Here is a 16,520-nt window from a genome sequence, read left to right as displayed (position 1 = left end):
TCGGCCCAAGAGGTTTTGAACTTCGCCACATGAGAGCTCCATTGGCGGTAGGCGCCGAGCCAATGGCAGTCGCCGGTCCGTACGTGGTGAAGGTCGTCGCAGCGTTCCACCATGCACCTTCAGCGCGTCCGAATCGGGATGGCGTCTCATCACACGCATACGAAACCCTCGACACGGTCAACGTGGCGCCGTCGACTGACCCGTACGTCGCCCTCGCGCGCGACGTTGGGCTTGGCGACCTAGTCGAGGAGCCAACGGCGGTAAGGCGCCAGGATCTTGATCGTTCGTCGTGCCTTCAGCCTGGAAGCCGTGTCGCCCCGGGCCATGTCATCCGCCTCAGCCCACCGCACGAGGCATCGCACTTGGGCGTGAGCGAGAGCATTGTCGGCGAGACCCGAGTGCTTTCCGCATGTAGGACCGCGAACAAGGGCACCTCCATCGTGCGAACCCGACTCTCTCCCCTGTTCCTCACCGAATCCGCGACTGCGATCTTGCGTCATCGTCCGACCCTTCGCGCCCACAGCGGACCAGCTGTGCCGGTACGCTCACGCCCTGCGGCAGTACGAGAGCGTGTCTGCTCATGTGCCCACACGATCAAGAACGGCGCGGCCGCCGCGCCCTCGTACAACCGTCCAGCGAGCAGCGGCAGCACATGATCGACTGGCGCTTACGGACCCACAGATGCGCCTGGACCACGAGTGGACGAACGCGGAGCTCGTGCGATTGTCGACACTGTCACCGGTCGTGCCGTCCAACGATGGTCAGGGAAGGAGACGCACGTCTCGACCGCGAAATGGCCGCGTTGACATCCGGACCGTACGCCGGCCGCCCCAAGCCTGCTGGGACTAGGGAGCGCATGTCCGTTGGCACCTGGAACCTCCTGACGATGCAGTCACTGGCTGAGCGGCCAAAACCCTCGATCAGCCTGTCCCGGATTTGGACCGACAGAACGACCATGTCCACACCAATCGAATGTAATCCCGTTGCGAAGGACCAACTGTGAGCCTTGAAAAGACTGCGGACATCCCCAAAGATTTTCGGCAGCAGCGCGCACTCATCGACATGCACCTTGGTGACCATCTAGCAAGCATCGACTTCGATGTCGAGCATTACATGGCCGAGATGAGCTCATCCGGAATCCGCTCAATCACTTTCATGACCAAAGATGCATTCGGCACGTCGTACTACCCCACCCAAATCGGCGTACGCAATAAGAAGCTTGCCAGCGAGGACATGCTTCGAGAGGCCTGCGATGCGGCCCGGTCGCGAGACATTGAGGTAGTAGCCTACTACAACTGTGGTCTAAATAGCCAGGTAGCGACAGAAAATCCCGACTATCGTCAGCGCACGCCTGATGGGAGTCCCATCGAAAACGCGTACACCTTCTACGACATCTTGTGCCTGAACTCGCCCTACTCGGACTACGTTATCGACCAATTGAGCGAGATCGTCACGCGCTACCCTGTTGCCGGAGTGTTCCTTGACATCACCTACGTGTGGCCAACGGGTTGCTATTGCGAATACTGCCGCGGTGATTTCCTCGCCGCATATGGGTATCGGATGCCAACCGAGACGCCGACGCTCGGCACCGCGGCCGCGGCCGACGTAGCAGCGTTCCGGCGTGCCACAAGGACGCGCTTTCTCCGGACCATTGTGGACCGGCTGAAGGCGATTCGACGCGAGCTGACAGTCAGCTGGAACCATGCCGGAGACCTCGCGTTCGCGAACGTTGAAGCCGATAAGGACGCCGATGTCTTGTGTTCGGAGTTCCACCAGCCCCACTACCTCGCGGGTTCACTGATCGCACGCTGGAATCGGAGACAGAGCAAGCCGTATGAGTTGATGATGCCCGTTGAGATGGGCAGCTGGGGCGAGTGGACGGTTGCCCCGGCAGCCACCCTCGACGCGGCAGCAGCCGTCGCAATCGCGCATGGTGCAGCGCTGAGCGTCGGCCACGCTCCGGTGCCAAATGGCCCGTGGGGCGGGAGGGTGGCAAAGCCGGTCATGGATGCCATTCAGCGCGTGATGGCTTACCAGTCCGCGCGCTCCCCTTGGACGGCCGGCGCCGAGCCCGCTGCCGACACCGCGTTGGTCTTCGATCTCCATGGCAAGCGGATGCTCGAGCACTCGGCCATCGATGGCGACGTCGACGCCACGATTGAGGCCGCCGCACAGTTACTTACCGAGAACCATGTGGATTTCGACGTCATCGCCAGCTTTAGCCGGAGCGACCTCGAGCGGTACAACACAGTCGTGCTGCCGGACGTTCTCGTGGTCGACGACGAGCAGACCGACGCCCTCATGGGCTGGGTAAATGACGGCGGCACAGTTGTCGCAACGCACCGCACAGGCTGGTACGCGCGCGGAAGTCGCCGTGCAGGGGCGGCCTTGGACGAGCTGTTCGGAATCGCCACCTTGGGCCATAGCCACTATAGCGTTAGATACATAGGGCCGGAGGTTGCGGACCCAAGACTGGCGAGCCAGTTGCCCGATATGCCCATCCTGATCCGCTCGGGTGTCACTCCGTCGGTGGACTGCGCCGTGTCCGGCGCGGAAGTACTTGCATCATTTGTGGATCCGGAGTTCGAAACAACACGCAATCGTCACGTTTACCATCAGCATGCTCACCCCGCGCGCATAGGGATGCCCGCTATCACCCGCCACAGGTTCGGGGCCGGCTCGGCCTACTACCTGGCGGCTCCTATCGAATCGTCCTACCGTGCCACAGGATCGCCGTGGCTACGCCGGCTCTTCGGCGGCCTAATGGGCCTTGCTGATTCCGATTCGCTCTTGGCCGTAACCGCCAGCCCGCAAGTACTGGCGGCGGCCAATTGGCTCGGGAAAGATCTCGTAGTGCACCTGATCGCCATTCCTCCAGCCACCTTTGGCGCAATTCCTCACTTCCCGGACCATCCGATCCAGGTCGGACGGGCTTCTATCACGGTCGCGCGGAAGTATCATTCTGCCCGCGTTGTGCCGGAAGGTCAATCGCTTGCGATCCGACATACTTCGGGCACGACCTCCTGCGAGATCGAAGAGGTTGGTGCACATACCATGATTCATTTCTCTCACAACGGTGATGGGCTAGGGCCCGTCAGTAGCGGATAGACGACCTGAGCGTAGACGCCCCTGCCTTCGCATGTATCCGAGCGCCAATGGAGTCTGACATGCCCGAGTCCGTAACACATGAAAATGGTGCCTATCGTTATCTGCCGGGTACGGCCACATTCTCGAATGGCATCCGTGCGCTGCAGGGATATCGGATCATCGAGTGGGAACTGGCGGAGTTGGAGCCGTTGGAGATCGGCTTCGAGCGAATTGATCGTGAACTCGACGCGCGCGACCTCACTTGGGACGCGCTGGCTGGCGTGGACATACGCTCACCGGAGCCGCTGGACACTGAACGTTTCTCAGCTTTCAACTCGGCCTACACAGAGCTGATACGCAAATATCTTCCTCACGACGCCGATGCACCCCTACGGATTACCCGAACCAACGCCGCTCCGATCAGTCCCATCACGAATCAGCCGGCTCTGCGCGCAGTCCAGGTGGTGGAGCCCGCGGCTGGTGCGGCCGGTGGCGACTTCGTGCTGTCAGGGCTCGCTGAAATCAGGGGGAAGTTGACCCCAGAAGCGACCATTGCTTACCGAGACACAAGTCCGGTAGCACTTCGATCGAAGGTGGACTTTGTAGCCACGGAACTGGCAACGCGCCTAGCCGCCCTTGGCGCCACTCCCGACGAAGCCCGCATCGTCGATGTCTATTGCGCACATCCGCTCCAGTGGGTTGAGACAAGATTGGCGGACACCTTCGGCTCGATCCGCCATTACGGCCTTCACCGCTGGTTGGCACGCCCACCGGTCATAGACTTGGAGTTTGAGATGGGCTGCAAGAGCATTTCCACCCGGCAGATCATCTTATGAAACCGACAGACTACACGACCGGAGGGCACATAATTCGCTAACCAAGGCGAATCCGCATCAGCTGCCATTGCGGCCCCTTATCCACGGGGCGAAATGGGTTTGTCGGGGCGTGCAACGTCGCGATGGGACCTGATTGCGCCGCCGACATCTCATTCGCAACCCGCCTGGACGTACGGTCGCGTCATCGGCGTGGACGCGACGGGCATTCACCACAGGCAGCGCGTCAGCCTGGTGTATCCCCATTGGGCTGCTGATCCGGCGCCAAGTGTAACGATCTCCCAGTGATCGCGCCCGTGAGGCGATGAGAGTAGGCACGATCGTCGCAGGTCGGTGGACTGTTCCGCTCCCAAGTCGAGGGTGCGTGGCGTGTCCGACGGCGGCACCCAACTTCAACTATCCCGTAGCAGCGGCCGATGCGGAGCAAACTTGGGCGCTGATGCCGTCAGAGGTCCGGCCGACGACTGGCGGCCGGTTGGAAGTCACTGGCAATGTGCATTAGACTCATGACATGCCAGTCCGCTCTGACCACGTTCGCGTCCAAACGGTCATCGTCGACCTCGTGAACTCGGCGGCGCATGGCGCGCAGCCGGAGTCGATGGGGAACGTCGACGACTTGTCGACGTTCATCGAGCGTTGGAAAGTCACAGAGGTGCCCCCGCCGACGGCAGAGGACCTAAAGACGCTACATCGGCTGCGAGCCAAGTTGCGGTCCATCTTTGTAGCGCCCGATATGAAAACGAAGATAGAGATTCTCAATGCGATCTTGGGATCGGCTGAGCTTCATCCGCGACTCGTCGAGCACGGTGACCTTCCGTTGCATGTCCACTACTTTTTGCCTTACACGCCACTCGGTGAGCACATGGTCGCTGACTGCGCTATGCAGCTCGTGATGATGTTCGAGAATGGGGAGGCCAGCCGATTGAAGGTGTGCCAGGCACCGGGGTGTGAGACGGCATTCGTGGACCGTTCCAAGAACCGCTCTCGTCTGTACTGCGACAGTCAGTCGTGCGGGAATCGGTTGCATGCCGCTGCGTACCGAGCTCGACTCGCAGCCAGCTGACCGGACGCCTACTAGTCGTTGGACCGTCCCAAGATCGGACGCCTCTAACGATGAGCACCGAGGACGGGAGATCGTGACCAGCTACGAGTCGCTGGGCGTGCGGCGCATCATCAACGCTGCGGCGATGCAGACCAGTCTGGGTGGGTCGCTGATGCCGGCCGAGGTTCTCGACGCGCTGGCGCGTGCGGCGGGCTCGTTCGTGAGTTTGGACGAGCTCCACGACCGGGTTGGCGAGCGCATCGCGCGGCTCACCCGCAACGAGGGTGCGTGCGTCGTCAACGGCGCTGCGGCGGGACTCATGCTCGCCACCGCCGCCTGCTTCGGCGATGACGAGGACGCGGACGGCCGGCCGGTGCACCGCTCGGAGGTCGTCGTCATGGATGCCCAGCGCAACGGCTACCTGACCGGCGTCGCGGCAGCCGGCGGGCGGCTCGTCGGTGTGCCCGCCGGCGGGAGGCTCGCTGAGTGTTTCGGCCTCCGGACGGCGTGCGTCGTCCTCTTCGCAGGTCAGCCGTGGGAGGCCCTTGCTCCCCCGCTCGACGGGCTCATCCGCGCCGCACGCGACGCCGGCGTGCCCGTCGTCGTCGACGCGGCTGACCAGGTGCCGCCGCTATCGTCGCTCTGGCACTACACCGGCGAGCTCGGAGCCGACCTCGTCGTCATCAGCGGTGGCAAGGGTCTGCGTGGTCCGCAGTCGTCCGGTCTCGTCCTCGGGCGGCGCGATCTCGTGGCGCGCTGTCGTGAGCTCTCGCCGCCACGCCTTGGGGTCGGGCGAACGAGCAAGGTCGGTAAGGAGGAGATCGTCGGGCTGCTCGCGGCGGTCGAGCACGCACTGCGCAGCGACGAGGACGCTCAGCTGAGGCGGTACGCGCGGGCCGCGAACCATCTGCATGCCGCCCTTACCGAACTTCCCAATGTAGTGGTGACGCTGACCGAACGCAGCCACAGCGGCCAACCTATCCCCCGCGTCCTCCTCCAGATCGGTTCGAGCTTCGCACGCGACGCCGCCGTCGCACGGCTCTGGAACCTTGACCCGCGCATCGCGGTACTCGCCGAAGGCGAGCGCACGATCGCATTGAACCCCCAGCAGCTAACCGACGACGAGACCGACCACGTAGTACGCATGGTCTTCGAAGTCCTTCGCCGAGGCGACTGACGGCCACGGATGTTGGCGGACCAGGTCTAGAGCCGTTGCAGCGGCCACGTCAGGTCCGCAGGTTCCCCACTGGCCCTCGGCAGGCGCGCCCCGAAGATGCTCGACACCACGTGCAGTCGGCCCCTCCACGTGGCAGGGCGCCGCTCCGGCGCATATTGGTCGTGACGGAGGGAGACCCGGGTGTCGGCAATGCCGGACGGCGCTGCCGACCAGCTCGGCCACTGATACGAGCACGGTGGACGTCGTGGCGGATGGCCGACGTCCTCCACTGCTGGGCCTACCGGCTGCGGCTGGGCCCCTGGCCAGATCGGCGTTGGCGGCGAACGGAGGTCACCGAGCCGGGCCGGTCTGGATCGATCGGTACTCGGCTCGGCGGTCCGCTGCATCCGCGCCTTCGGCGATGGCCATCCGCCCGAAACACCAGCGCCGCCGAGCCGACTAGTGACCTGGCCCCTATGCTTGGCCCTCGATCGTGAGAACCGATGGCGTTGCCGAGTATGTGATCTTCAGGGCGTCGGTCGGCGCAAGCGCAAATGTGCCCTCACCCGGCAGTCCGGAACTGCCGCCGCCGACCACAGTGGCGGCACCATCACGTGCTAGTTCAATGGAGTCCACCGTCCCACCAGCCACCGTCACGGTGAGTGTGCCGCCGGAGGTGTTCGTCACCGTGTGCGGGGAGCTGGTTGGAGCTACTACCGTTGGTGCGCCAAGTTGAGACACGTAGTTCCCACCCCACGGCGACGGGTCACCAGGCGATTCTGCGGCCCGCATGTCCATCAAGCCCTCGACGGAGGTGTAGTTGCCGTCATCGAAGAATCCCGCACCATCGGCGCTCCAGTACCCGTACGCAAGCCGACGGGCCGCCGTGAATTTCGCACCCGCGGCAATGTCGATGCGGTGATACATTCCACCTTCGATCACGGCATGGCGGGCCGACGGAAGCATCTCGATCGAGGTCGAGGAATAGCAGTTGATAAATTGCGTTGAGGTGCCGGAATTGATGAAGTCGCCGAGTGCGTTCGCTTCACAACCCATGCCGATGAAGCTGTTGTAGCGACACACATCGTCGATGACGACTCCCTTACCACCGAGGTTCGCCTCGCTCGTGCCACCAAAGAACATCGCCTGATCGGATGCTTGTAGGTGGATCCCGATATCGGTAGCCGCTTCGATAATCACGTCGACGAATGTGTTCGTGGAGCATTGGAAGTGTTCAGGCCGGGCGATCAACCGTCCGAGCAGGATGCCTTTACTAGGCCTACTCACCATGGGCTGCTCATTGATCGAGCAAACGACATTCTCCACCCGGCACGCGACCGCGCCACGCAGTTCCAACGCTACTCCTGTAGCTGAGTCTGCCTCGCGAAGAGCGACGTCAGTGATTCGCATGTGAGCAGCTTGCTCGCAGTAGACAAGGGATTGGGCGTTGCTGTTTCCCTCGACTGTCAGGTCTGCCAGTGTTAGGCCATAAATAAACGATGGACCGAACTCACTCGCATCGATGATGAGGGCCTTGTCGGCACCGGTGTACTTGAGGACTGAATTCGATGGACCCGAGCCGATCATCCGCATGTGCGAGTAGCCAAAGTTTGGCGACTGGGAGTACTGTAAAGTACCTCGCGGGAAGAGGATGTCTCGTCCGCCGGAAGCCACCGCGGCGGAAACGAGCGCAGCTAAAGACGCCGAGTTGTCCAGGTCAGCATCAACCCTCGCGCCAAACCAGGTCGGATTGAGGGCGCCGTCAAGATCACGCACCCAGCAGCCATTGAACCCTGCGTGCGTCTCACCGGCCCCGCTGAGGTAGTCGGCCAAGACCGCCGGGTCCCCCGCTCCCGGCACTGTCGGGCTGATCACCGAACCCCCATTGTGCTGATCGCGAGGCACGTCGGCCCGCCAGACGAACACACCGCCACCGAGTTCGCCGATTGCTCGCGCGGAGGCGGAGTAGGCGGCGATGGGGAAATAGGAGTCCAGATACGCCGCCTGCCCGTCCACCGGGCTCACGATGCCAACGAGTTCAGTCAATGATTCCGCAACCATCATAGAGAGCTCCGTCGACCTCCAGGGAGCTTTGGCGGCCGCGGATGGGGTCACCGCGACGGCTGCGCCCACTCCGAGCGCAGTCGCGGCAAAGAGTCGGCGCGGAAGAAGGCTGCGGTCACGGGCGGGGTCGCCCTGGGGGTACCTGATCGACACCATTGGCTCTCCTCTCGAGGAGGTGTACAGGGTTGGCGACATGACCATACTCGGAATGGACCTGCGTGTCACTACCCTGTTTTGGGTGGTACATCCGCTTCATACGTGCCGCAGACAGGCCTGTACCGATTTTGGCCATGCCAGACGTTCGTCACCTCCCGATCGCGCTCAGCCGCATCCGACGTGCTCGGACGGCTCTACTGCGCCGATGCAGCCCGGGCGCGCGCCGCACCAAAGGCAGGAGCCTGCCTTCGGTTTGCAAGCTGCACATGCGCGCGCGACACGGCCCCCACGAACCCATTGGCATGCCCCTGAACGACACGCGTCTGGGTCGGGTGTGGCGCCCTCAAAGCGAAACGCCTTGCACGCGCCCTGGCCTGTCGGCAGAGGTTTCCCATTCGCCTACCCTGGTGCGTGGTTGGCCGTTCCGAATGAGTCGTTCGTCAAAGATCAGCGACTTCACGCCTACGGTGATGACCCGTCGTGGCGCCTGGCCAGAGCCAGCGTGACTCAGATGGTCGCCGGCGTGGGAGCCCGTGGGCACACGCGCTGAAAGGCGCGGCGCTTATCTTCCCTACATCCTTGGTCTTCCGGTCACAGTTCGGCCAGGTCGACGCGACGGCCACCCGTTCGCGCGGACGCTCGGACCGCCGCCGCCATGTGTACCGCCGCACGCCCTTCGACGAGGGTGATGGGGCATGGCGCCGACCCCTGCAGCAAGGCGAGAAACTCAGCGACCTCCTGTCCGAGCCCAGGTGCGGCCTCGGCGGGCCAACGATCGACAGCGGCCGAATCAGCGCTCCAGACATGCGTGCCCGCGCCGTTCGACTCAAGGTGAATCGATCCCTCCGTGCCGAAGGCATCGAGCCGATCGAGAATGTGCGAATCGCGCTCGCGCAACCACGTCGACCGGATCGACCACACCGTCCCCTTCGTCGAGACAGCGTTGGTGAACACTGCGGATCTCTGCTTGGTGCCAACGTCCGAGATCGAGGAGACCCAGTGCGGCAACGCTCCATCCAGCCATGCCGCTAGGTCGAGATCGTGAATCTGGGTCAGGAACGCGGGATCGGGTTCGCCGTACCGCCGATGCCCGTTCTCCCGGTCTCTGCTTGCCGAGATCGCCAGCAACCGACCGACGGCCCCTGCATCGAGCCGACGTTTGAACTCCCGGTGCGCAGGGTTGAACCGCAGGACATGTCCCGGCAGGACCGTGCCCTCGGCGCATTGTCGCAGGAGCTGATCTGCTCCTTCGGCCGAGTCGGCGATCGGCTTCTCGAGTAGTACCAGCACACCCGCCGAAACGGCCTGAAGAGTGAGATCAACGTGTGTGTGGCCTGGCGTGACGATTGACACGCCATCCAGATCGGCGTCTCGGATCATTTCGGACGCGTCGCCGTAGGCCCGCGCTGACGGGAAACGCTCGGCAGCACTGACCAGTCGCTGAGGATCAGCGTCAGCGATAGCTACAGGCCACACTCCGGCGCGCACGTAACTCTCACAATGCAATAGGCCAAATTGTCCCAGACCCGCTACACCTATCCGTAACGTCATCGCTTCCCCACCCCACGTTTCGCGAACGCGCGGAGTAGGACCGCCGCGCCTGATGCGCTGTGCCGCATCACTCGGCGCCCGCCAACCTGTGGAAGTCGACGATGAACCGCGCTACGGCGCGTGTGACGCCATCAAGTGCCGTCGCTCCCGCCCCCGCTGTGGCACTTCCGGAGTCGTCGGTGCGACCGTCGCTGATCTCCCAAATTCCTGGCCGGCGGATGGCTCCGGGCGAGCCGCCGAGAGTTGCCACTGGCTGGACCGAGTCTTCCGGTGGCGGAAGGTTGTCGGCGCATACATGTTCGGCTCCGAGGGCGAGCATGCAGGATGTCTCGAAAACACCTGCATGGCCAGGTATCGGTCCGCCGAAATCGCCCTGCATTTCAGCGAGTTCCTTTCGAGCGCACGTCCAGTAGGACGTGCCGGCGACGTGCATGTCGAGGCCGGCCTCGTACAGCAGCCGGTCCCCCACGGCACGGACGGCCGCGTCGTTGCCGCCGTGTCCGTTGACGAAGATGAGCCGTCGGAAACCAGAGGAGTGCAGGCTCGCGCCAATGTCGGTGAGAACGTCCAGATATGTGAGCATGCGGAGGCTGACGGTCCCACCAAACGGCAGATGGTGGTGCGCGAATCCGAAAGGCAGCGCCGGTGTGACGACAACCGATACCCTCCGGGCCGCCTCAGTGGCGGCACGCTCGGCAATCGCGGAGACGATCGCGGTGTCAGTGCAGACGGGCAGGTGAGGTCCATGCTGTTCGGTCGAGCCCAGCGGTACCACCACCGTGGCGCCAGGTGCTAGCGCGGCGAGTTCATCGCGGGTCATGAGCTCGAACCGGATCGGATTCACGGTCACAGCTCCTCGGGAGGTGACAGAGGGAAGGCGAGCTCGATGCCGGTATCGGGCACGTCCAGCACCGGCTCGTACACGACGGACAGCTCGGGCGTCACGCGCCGAGTTCCGCCATCGTGGCGCGAGCGCATGGCAGCATCGAGGACCCCTGTGGTGAGCAGCGTGCGCTCGACCGGGTAGGTCGGCTGACCGGTAAGCACCAGGTTCTCGATCTGACGCACCAGGAAGACGAAGTGACCGTACGGCGCGTCCTGCAGTTGCATCGTGCAGGCCATGCGGTGCCGGGGTCCGTGGGCCGCCGCAGCGAACGTACGCACGCTGCTCACAAAATTGACACCGAACCCGAACAGGCCGTCGACGTACTCCACCACGAAGACGTCCTGGACGTCGTCCGCCACGACGCCGAAATCGGCATCAGAAACGTCGGCGTGGCGCAACGCGTCGTGCAGCAGCTCGTGGGGGACGACGCCGTCACGAGTCGCACGCACGGCCGCGGCACCGCTCAAGGCCGTCACCGCCGCGACCCCGGATTCGCCACCGCGCCGCCGTTCGGTATGTGCTTGTAGGCCTTCCAAGATGTGGAAGCCGTACCGCTCGGTGGGACCGTAGCCGACGACGAGCGCAGCGCTCATCGGTTCGCCCGCGGGCCAGACGGTGCCGCGCGGCGTTCGCCAGGTTAGGGGCACGGTCGAACCAGCCAGTAGCGCGATGCCGAGGCGCCGAGCGGTGTCGTACATCGCTTTGGCGTCATTGAATGACCAGGCCAAGTGCTTGTCGTTGAAGATCGGCACGGTTCGTCCGGCACCGATCATGGTCGCGACTGCGGAGTCGAAGAGCCGTCGGCGCGGGTAGAGCTTCTGGCCCCGCTCGTTGTGTTCGTAGTCTCCGTGCTCGCCGATGATCACGACACCGTCAACACCAACACCGGGCCGGCCGCAGCCGATGGCCTCGGCGACGGTGGGATACAGCGGGACCCCGTTGCGCGCTGCGATCGCGACGCCGATATCGGGACGCGGCTGATCCTCCTGCGAGTCACCGAGCTGCTCGAGGTAGAGGGAAGCCACTTCGACACGAGCCGGAATGTGCTGGCCCCTGTAGTCGTAGCCCTCGATCAGCCTGGTGACGCAGACATCCGCATGCGACCCAGCGAAGTATGTGGTGGCGATAACCGCTACTCGTGGCCTGGACATCCGATCACGGCTCCTTCAAGACGCGGGCGGCCGGAATTGAGGCGCCCAGCCGAGTCGATTGTGGGTCCGCGACCACGACAGGTACTTCTCGTCATGGTCGCCGCAGACGACGAACGCCTCGAAGCCACGAACGTGACAGGTCAGTGCCGCGTCGAACGCAGCCGCCACGTCGCTGCCGGCGGTGTAGATCTCCGGCTGTGGTCCGTCATACGCGAGATACTCCTCGTTCGACAAAGGCCCGCACAGCCGCAGTGACACGACCTCGAGGCCGTGTTCGTGAGCAGCCGCGATACAAGCCTGCTCACCGAGACGCTTGCTCAGCCCATAGGCGTCGGTCGCATCCGGCTCGCTCTCTTGCAGCTCATGCCCGCGGTCGAGGTACGACTCGAAGATCGACACCGAGCTCGCGTACACCACGCGGCGGACGCCAGCCGCCGCCGCAGTCTGCAGAGCGAGATACACGCCCTTGACGTTGACGTCAAAATGGCTCTCTGCCCAGCCCCCGATGGTGCCCCAATCCTCCTGGCGCCCCATCGCCGCATAGATCAGCGCCTGCTGTGAACTCATCGCCCGGCGCAACGACGCGGCATCCGTGACGTCGACAGTCACGACTTCGATCCCGTCCTGACGCAGCTTGCCCGGACCACGATCTGCAACACGGACCGTGTGCCGCCGAGATAGAGGTCCAACGATCATGTGACCGACCCGGCCTGCTCCCCCGATCACCAACACCTTCATACCGCACTCCGTCCTTTCGCCAGCCGAACAGCTTGCCGGACCACTCGGGAACACCTGCCGGCCCAGCGGGCTCGCGCCTGGGCCAGCACCCCGGCCAAGCGCTCCTCAGCAGAGCTCATGGTTCCCCCTCACACGAGTGGACCCTGCCTCAACGATCACGGCCGTTGAGATATTAGCCCATGATTCGACCGCCTTGACCACTGGGACGACCGTCCCATATTGTCAGGCTCGTCATCCATATAGCTCATGATTTGCATCAAGTTCCGACGACCAGGAGAGGACGTTATGCCCCGCCTTGACGCGCACATCCATGTATTCGAGCGTGGTTTCGGCGGGCGATACGCACAACGGCTCGAGGCCGACGAGGAACTGCGGACCTACGACAGAATCCGCCGCGCGCACGGGATCGACCGCGCCGTGGTGGTGGGCTACGAGGGCAGCCCCGAATACGTTGGAAACAACGCCTACATCCTGCGCCGTTCACGCGAGCACCCGTGGATGGTCCCACTGGCGTACCTATCTGTGGCCCCGGCTCCGAGCATCGAGTCGATCAAGGAACTCGTCGAACGGGGATTTCTCGGCTTCTCCCTGTATCTCCTCGACAGCGAGGATGCGGCGGCGTTTGCGGCTTGGCCGCCCGAGGTCCTTCGGGCCCTTGGCCAACGGGCACGGCTACTCAGCCTAAATGCGACGCCGACCGCCACTTCGGCCATTGCCCACGCGGTGGCGGCGGTGGCTCCCTGCGCCGTGCTCTTCTCGCATCTCGGTCTACCGGGCCAGCATCCGATCCACTCCGGAGCGCAGGCCCGGCAGCGGTTGCGGCCGCTGCTCTCCTTGGCCAGCCTGCCACACGTCGGCGTCAAGGTGTCGGGGCTCTATGCCACCCAGGAACCGCCACACGTTTATCCATACCACAATGCGCTTCTGTACATCGAGGCGCTGGTCGAGCGCTTCGGGACCAGACGACTCTTCTGGGGTTCCGACTTCTCTCCCGCACTGGACTGGGTTTCCTTCGACCAGGCCGCGCACCCTACTCTGCCGCCGAGCCTCACGAACACCGAGGTCGCCGACATCTTCGGCAGCAACCTAGCCATACTGCTCGCCAACGCGGCCCCGGCCCCGCCTGCGGATCCTGCTTCAGCTGTTGACACGCCACAGTCCGATCCGCTGCCTGCCACGAAAGACGACTTCATCGGGCTGAAGGACGTTCACTACTTCTACACCGGCGCCGAGGGCCCGCCTCTTCGGGCCCACGCCACTGCACAAGCGGCCTACCTGCGCAACAAGGCCGCCGGTGAAGAAGGTCGAGCGGCCCACGAAGAGGTCCTCGTCGCCTGCCGCGGCCACCTAGCCGCGCTGCTGAACGGCAAACCAGATGAAATGGCGCTGCTTTCCAACGCCTCCGAGGCACTCAACCGGACTGTTGGCGCCATCCCTTGGACGCCCGGAAGCAACGTCGTCTCCTCCACCCTCGAGTTCCCGTCAGTCGTGCAGCCTCTCCTCGCCCTACGCAAACGTGGTGTCGAGACCCGCATCGTCCCGCACCGTTCCTGGCAGTTCGATGTCGAGGACATCGCAGCAGCTGTCGACGACCGCACCGCTGCAATCGTCGTAAGCCACGTGAGCTATCTGTCCGGTCACCGCCTCGACCTTGCCGCGCTCGCCTCCGTCGCCAACGACGCCGACGCGTTACTGATCATCGATGCCACCCAGTCACTCGGTGTGATCCCAGTCGACGCTATGGTGGCTGACATCGTCGTTGCCAGTACTTACAAGTGGCTACTAGGCCCCCACGGCACGGGTGTGGTCCATTGCCGCGACCCTCAGCGCATCGATCTGGCACGCACCGGTGTCGGCTGGCGATCCGTACCCGACCTGTTCACCCCCGATCGATTCGACCGGTACGACCTGTGGCCCGGCACTCGTCGCTTCGAACTCGGCTACCCCAGCTTTCCGAGCCTTTACCTGCTGGACGCATCATTGCGCTACTTGCGGCGTTATCCGCCCGAGCAGATCGAAGCGCATGTCCATCGGCTCGGCGGACGGCTCATCGACGGTCTGGCAGCGGCGGGCTACGACGTGCTCACCCCTACCGATACACGGCAGCGCGCCGGCACCATCACCGCTGCGGCTTCGGATGGGCAGAAGCTCGCCAAGGCGCTGGCGGAGCGCGGCGTCCTCGCCTGGGGCGGCGACGGCCGGATCAGGTTCTCCATTCATCTGTTCAATGACGACGCCGACATCGACGCCGCCCTTCACCACCTCGAGGAACTGAGCTGATGGCCCGGCCTCCCGGCGTCGACGTGAACCGGGCGGGCGACCTGCTCACCGAGCTGGTACAGATTCCCTCTGTCAATCCGGCGTACGACCCAGACTCGCCGGGCGAACAGGCGGTCGCACAATATCTGGCGGCGCACTGCGCACAGTTGGGAATGGAGACTCTACTCTCCGACGCGCTCCCTGGGCGGCCCAATCTCACAGCCCGGCTGTGCGCTCCCCGCCCTGCCGGTGTCATTGTCTTCGAGGTGCACACGGACACCGTCGGACTGCCGACCGGCACGCACACCCCAGACGCTCGGATAATCGGCGGCCGTCTCTACGGGCGGGGGGCCTGCGACGCCAAGGGCGGGCTCGCCGCAGTCCTCCTAGCGCTCGCTGAACTCGCCGCCTCGCCGGACGACCTGAACATGGACGTCGTCCTGCTGGGCGCCGTTGACGAGGAGCACCAATATCGCGGCGTACTGCACTATGTCGATACGCGGCCCGACGCCACGGCGGCCATCGTGGTCGAGCCGACCGGGCTGGCGCCGGTCATCAGCCATAGTGGCTGTGTGCGCATGCGGATCACCGTCGCCGGACAAGCTGCGCACAGCTCTCGTCCCAGTGAGGGGCGCAACGCCATCATGGATGCGTACGCAGCGATCCAAGCGCTGCGCCACTGGAACGACCAGCGCATCAGGACCCTGGCTACTTTCGCCCACGCTCCCACATTGTCTGTCAACCGGATTACCGGCGGGCACGCCTTCAACATCGTCCCGGACCGTTGCGCGTTCGATGTGGATATCCGCACCCTGCCCAGCGACGAGCCCCATGACGTCGTCAATGAGATCACGCAGCTGCTCGACGACCTCGAAGACACGGGCGTTCGAGCTTCGATCACCGATACACCGGTGGTCGACTACGGACTCGATACTCCCGCCGATCATCCACTCGTTCACGCCGTCATCTCCGCGTGCAAGGCACACCGCGCGCACGCGATCCCCCAACACGTCACGTTCGGCACCGATGCCAGCAAGCTCAGCCGGCGGGGCGGAGTTCCGTCCGTAGTTCTCGGGCCGGGCTCGATCGCCCAAGCACATACAGACGACGAGTGGATCAATCTCATCGACGTCGTGACCGCCGCATCTGTCTACGCCGAAATAGTCCGTCAACTGAGCGATTGAGGTTCCTGCAGGTGAGTGACCTGGGCGCTGAGGCGATGTCGCGATCACGGGCGCATCCGCATCCTGGTGGCTGCCTGACGGCAAAGGGTTGCGTGCGAGTGGACCGTTGCCCGACCGGGCGGCACTCAGAATCGTTCGAAGGACTTCGTCGAGCAGATCGGCCCTGACGGCGCTCGTGTTCTCGTTGCGACGGATGCAGTGTTCAACGATGGATCTTGGGAACGCTGTGGCCGAGCGGGGTCCGTGCAGGTGCGTCACGTACGGACGCCGTGCCGCCAGCACCTTCCCGATCGCGATCTCTAGCCTTCAGCAGCAACCTCACAGCCACCACGCCGCCTCCACATCATCCGGCGTTGGCGACCACCGATTGACACGGCCATTCCCCTCAGGCCCGCTGATCGATCTGGTTTCAC

General features: G+C 64.0%; 11 protein-coding genes. 6 read left to right on the top strand and 5 right to left on the bottom strand.

What is annotated here, in order from left to right; all coding sequences use genetic code 11:
• The first annotated feature begins 999 nt into the window (after positions 1–999).
• From JIAGA_RS0116565 to JIAGA_RS0116550, 4 genes are all read left to right on the top strand, one after another.
• Positions 1,000–3,108, top strand: coding sequence for a beta-galactosidase trimerization domain-containing protein (locus JIAGA_RS0116565; RefSeq protein ID WP_026876534.1), 2,109 nt, complete (start codon positions 1,000–1,002; stop codon positions 3,106–3,108).
• Between the two features lie 59 nt (positions 3,109–3,167).
• The gene (locus tag JIAGA_RS34630) at positions 3,168–3,923 is read left to right on the top strand and encodes a hypothetical protein (RefSeq protein WP_157553235.1); all 756 of its coding nucleotides are present in this window, start codon (positions 3,168–3,170) and stop codon (positions 3,921–3,923) included.
• Between the two features lie 508 nt (positions 3,924–4,431).
• Positions 4,432–4,983: a CGNR zinc finger domain-containing protein gene (locus JIAGA_RS0116555; RefSeq protein WP_026876532.1), complete on the top strand. Its 552-nt coding sequence runs from the start codon at positions 4,432–4,434 to the stop codon at positions 4,981–4,983.
• Between the two features lie 73 nt (positions 4,984–5,056).
• Entirely contained in the window at positions 5,057–6,139 is a 1,083-nt protein-coding gene (locus tag JIAGA_RS0116550) for an aminotransferase class V-fold PLP-dependent enzyme (protein ID WP_026876531.1), read from the top strand.
• A gap of 453 nt (positions 6,140–6,592) precedes the next feature.
• On the opposite strand, the gene JIAGA_RS0116545 is transcribed toward JIAGA_RS0116550, so the two are convergent.
• From JIAGA_RS0116545 to JIAGA_RS0116525, 5 genes are all read right to left on the bottom strand, one after another.
• On the bottom strand, positions 6,593–8,182 hold the full coding sequence (locus tag JIAGA_RS0116545; protein WP_157553231.1) for a glycosyl hydrolase family 28-related protein: 1,590 nt from the start codon (positions 8,180–8,182) through the stop codon (positions 6,593–6,595).
• A gap of 747 nt (positions 8,183–8,929) precedes the next feature.
• Positions 8,930–9,889: a Gfo/Idh/MocA family protein gene (locus JIAGA_RS0116540; RefSeq protein WP_084469733.1), complete on the bottom strand. Its 960-nt coding sequence runs from the start codon at positions 9,887–9,889 to the stop codon at positions 8,930–8,932.
• A 67-nt stretch (positions 9,890–9,956) separates the two neighbouring features.
• A complete protein-coding gene (locus tag JIAGA_RS30290; protein ID WP_157553229.1) occupies positions 9,957–10,733 on the bottom strand; it encodes a creatininase family protein in 777 nt (258 codons plus the stop codon).
• Between the two features lie 2 nt (positions 10,734–10,735).
• A complete protein-coding gene (locus tag JIAGA_RS30285) occupies positions 10,736–11,926 on the bottom strand; it encodes a hypothetical protein (protein WP_157553227.1) in 1,191 nt (396 codons plus the stop codon).
• Positions 11,927–11,941: 15 nt separating this feature from the next.
• Positions 11,942–12,664 carry an NAD-dependent epimerase/dehydratase family protein gene (locus JIAGA_RS0116525; RefSeq protein ID WP_084469732.1) on the bottom strand — a complete coding sequence of 241 codons (723 nt, stop codon included), beginning with the start codon at positions 12,662–12,664 and terminating at the stop codon, positions 11,942–11,944.
• 285 nt (positions 12,665–12,949) lie between these two features.
• Between JIAGA_RS0116525 and JIAGA_RS0116520 the strand changes: the two genes are divergently transcribed.
• Positions 12,950–14,944 (top strand): aminotransferase class V-fold PLP-dependent enzyme, encoded by a 1,995-nt coding sequence (locus JIAGA_RS0116520; RefSeq protein WP_026876527.1) that lies wholly within the window; start codon positions 12,950–12,952, stop codon positions 14,942–14,944.
• A complete protein-coding gene (locus tag JIAGA_RS0116515) occupies positions 14,944–16,107 on the top strand; it encodes a M20/M25/M40 family metallo-hydrolase (RefSeq protein WP_026876526.1) in 1,164 nt (387 codons plus the stop codon). The genes JIAGA_RS0116520 and JIAGA_RS0116515 overlap by 1 nt, the downstream gene beginning before the upstream one ends.
• Positions 16,108–16,520: the final 413 nt, after the last annotated feature.

It is taken from the genome of Jiangella gansuensis DSM 44835, from assembly GCF_000515395.1.
Lineage (GTDB): Bacteria > Actinomycetota > Actinomycetes > Jiangellales > Jiangellaceae > Jiangella > Jiangella gansuensis.
The sequence above is the reverse complement of the archived record's forward strand: the minus strand, read 5'-3'. Positions and strand labels throughout refer to the sequence as shown.

Bases quoted from the DNA above. Each gene is read 5' to 3' on its own strand.
- JIAGA_RS34630 (WP_157553235.1), top strand. From the start codon at position 3,168: ATGCCCGAGTCCGTAACACATGAAAATGGTGCCTATCGTTATCTGCCG.
- JIAGA_RS0116555 (WP_026876532.1), top strand. From the start codon at position 4,432: ATGCCAGTCCGCTCTGACCACGTTCGCGTCCAAACGGTCATCGTCGAC.
- JIAGA_RS0116545 (WP_157553231.1), bottom strand. From the start codon at position 8,182: ATGATGGTTGCGGAATCATTGACTGAACTCGTTGGCATCGTGAGCCCG.
- JIAGA_RS0116540 (WP_084469733.1), bottom strand. From the start codon at position 9,889: ATGACGTTACGGATAGGTGTAGCGGGTCTGGGACAATTTGGCCTATTG.
- JIAGA_RS30285 (WP_157553227.1), bottom strand. From the start codon at position 11,926: ATGTCCAGGCCACGAGTAGCGGTTATCGCCACCACATACTTCGCTGGG.
- JIAGA_RS0116525 (WP_084469732.1), bottom strand. From the start codon at position 12,664: ATGAAGGTGTTGGTGATCGGGGGAGCAGGCCGGGTCGGTCACATGATC.
- JIAGA_RS0116520 (WP_026876527.1), top strand. From the start codon at position 12,950: ATGCCCCGCCTTGACGCGCACATCCATGTATTCGAGCGTGGTTTCGGC.
- JIAGA_RS0116515 (WP_026876526.1), top strand. From the start codon at position 14,944: ATGGCCCGGCCTCCCGGCGTCGACGTGAACCGGGCGGGCGACCTGCTC.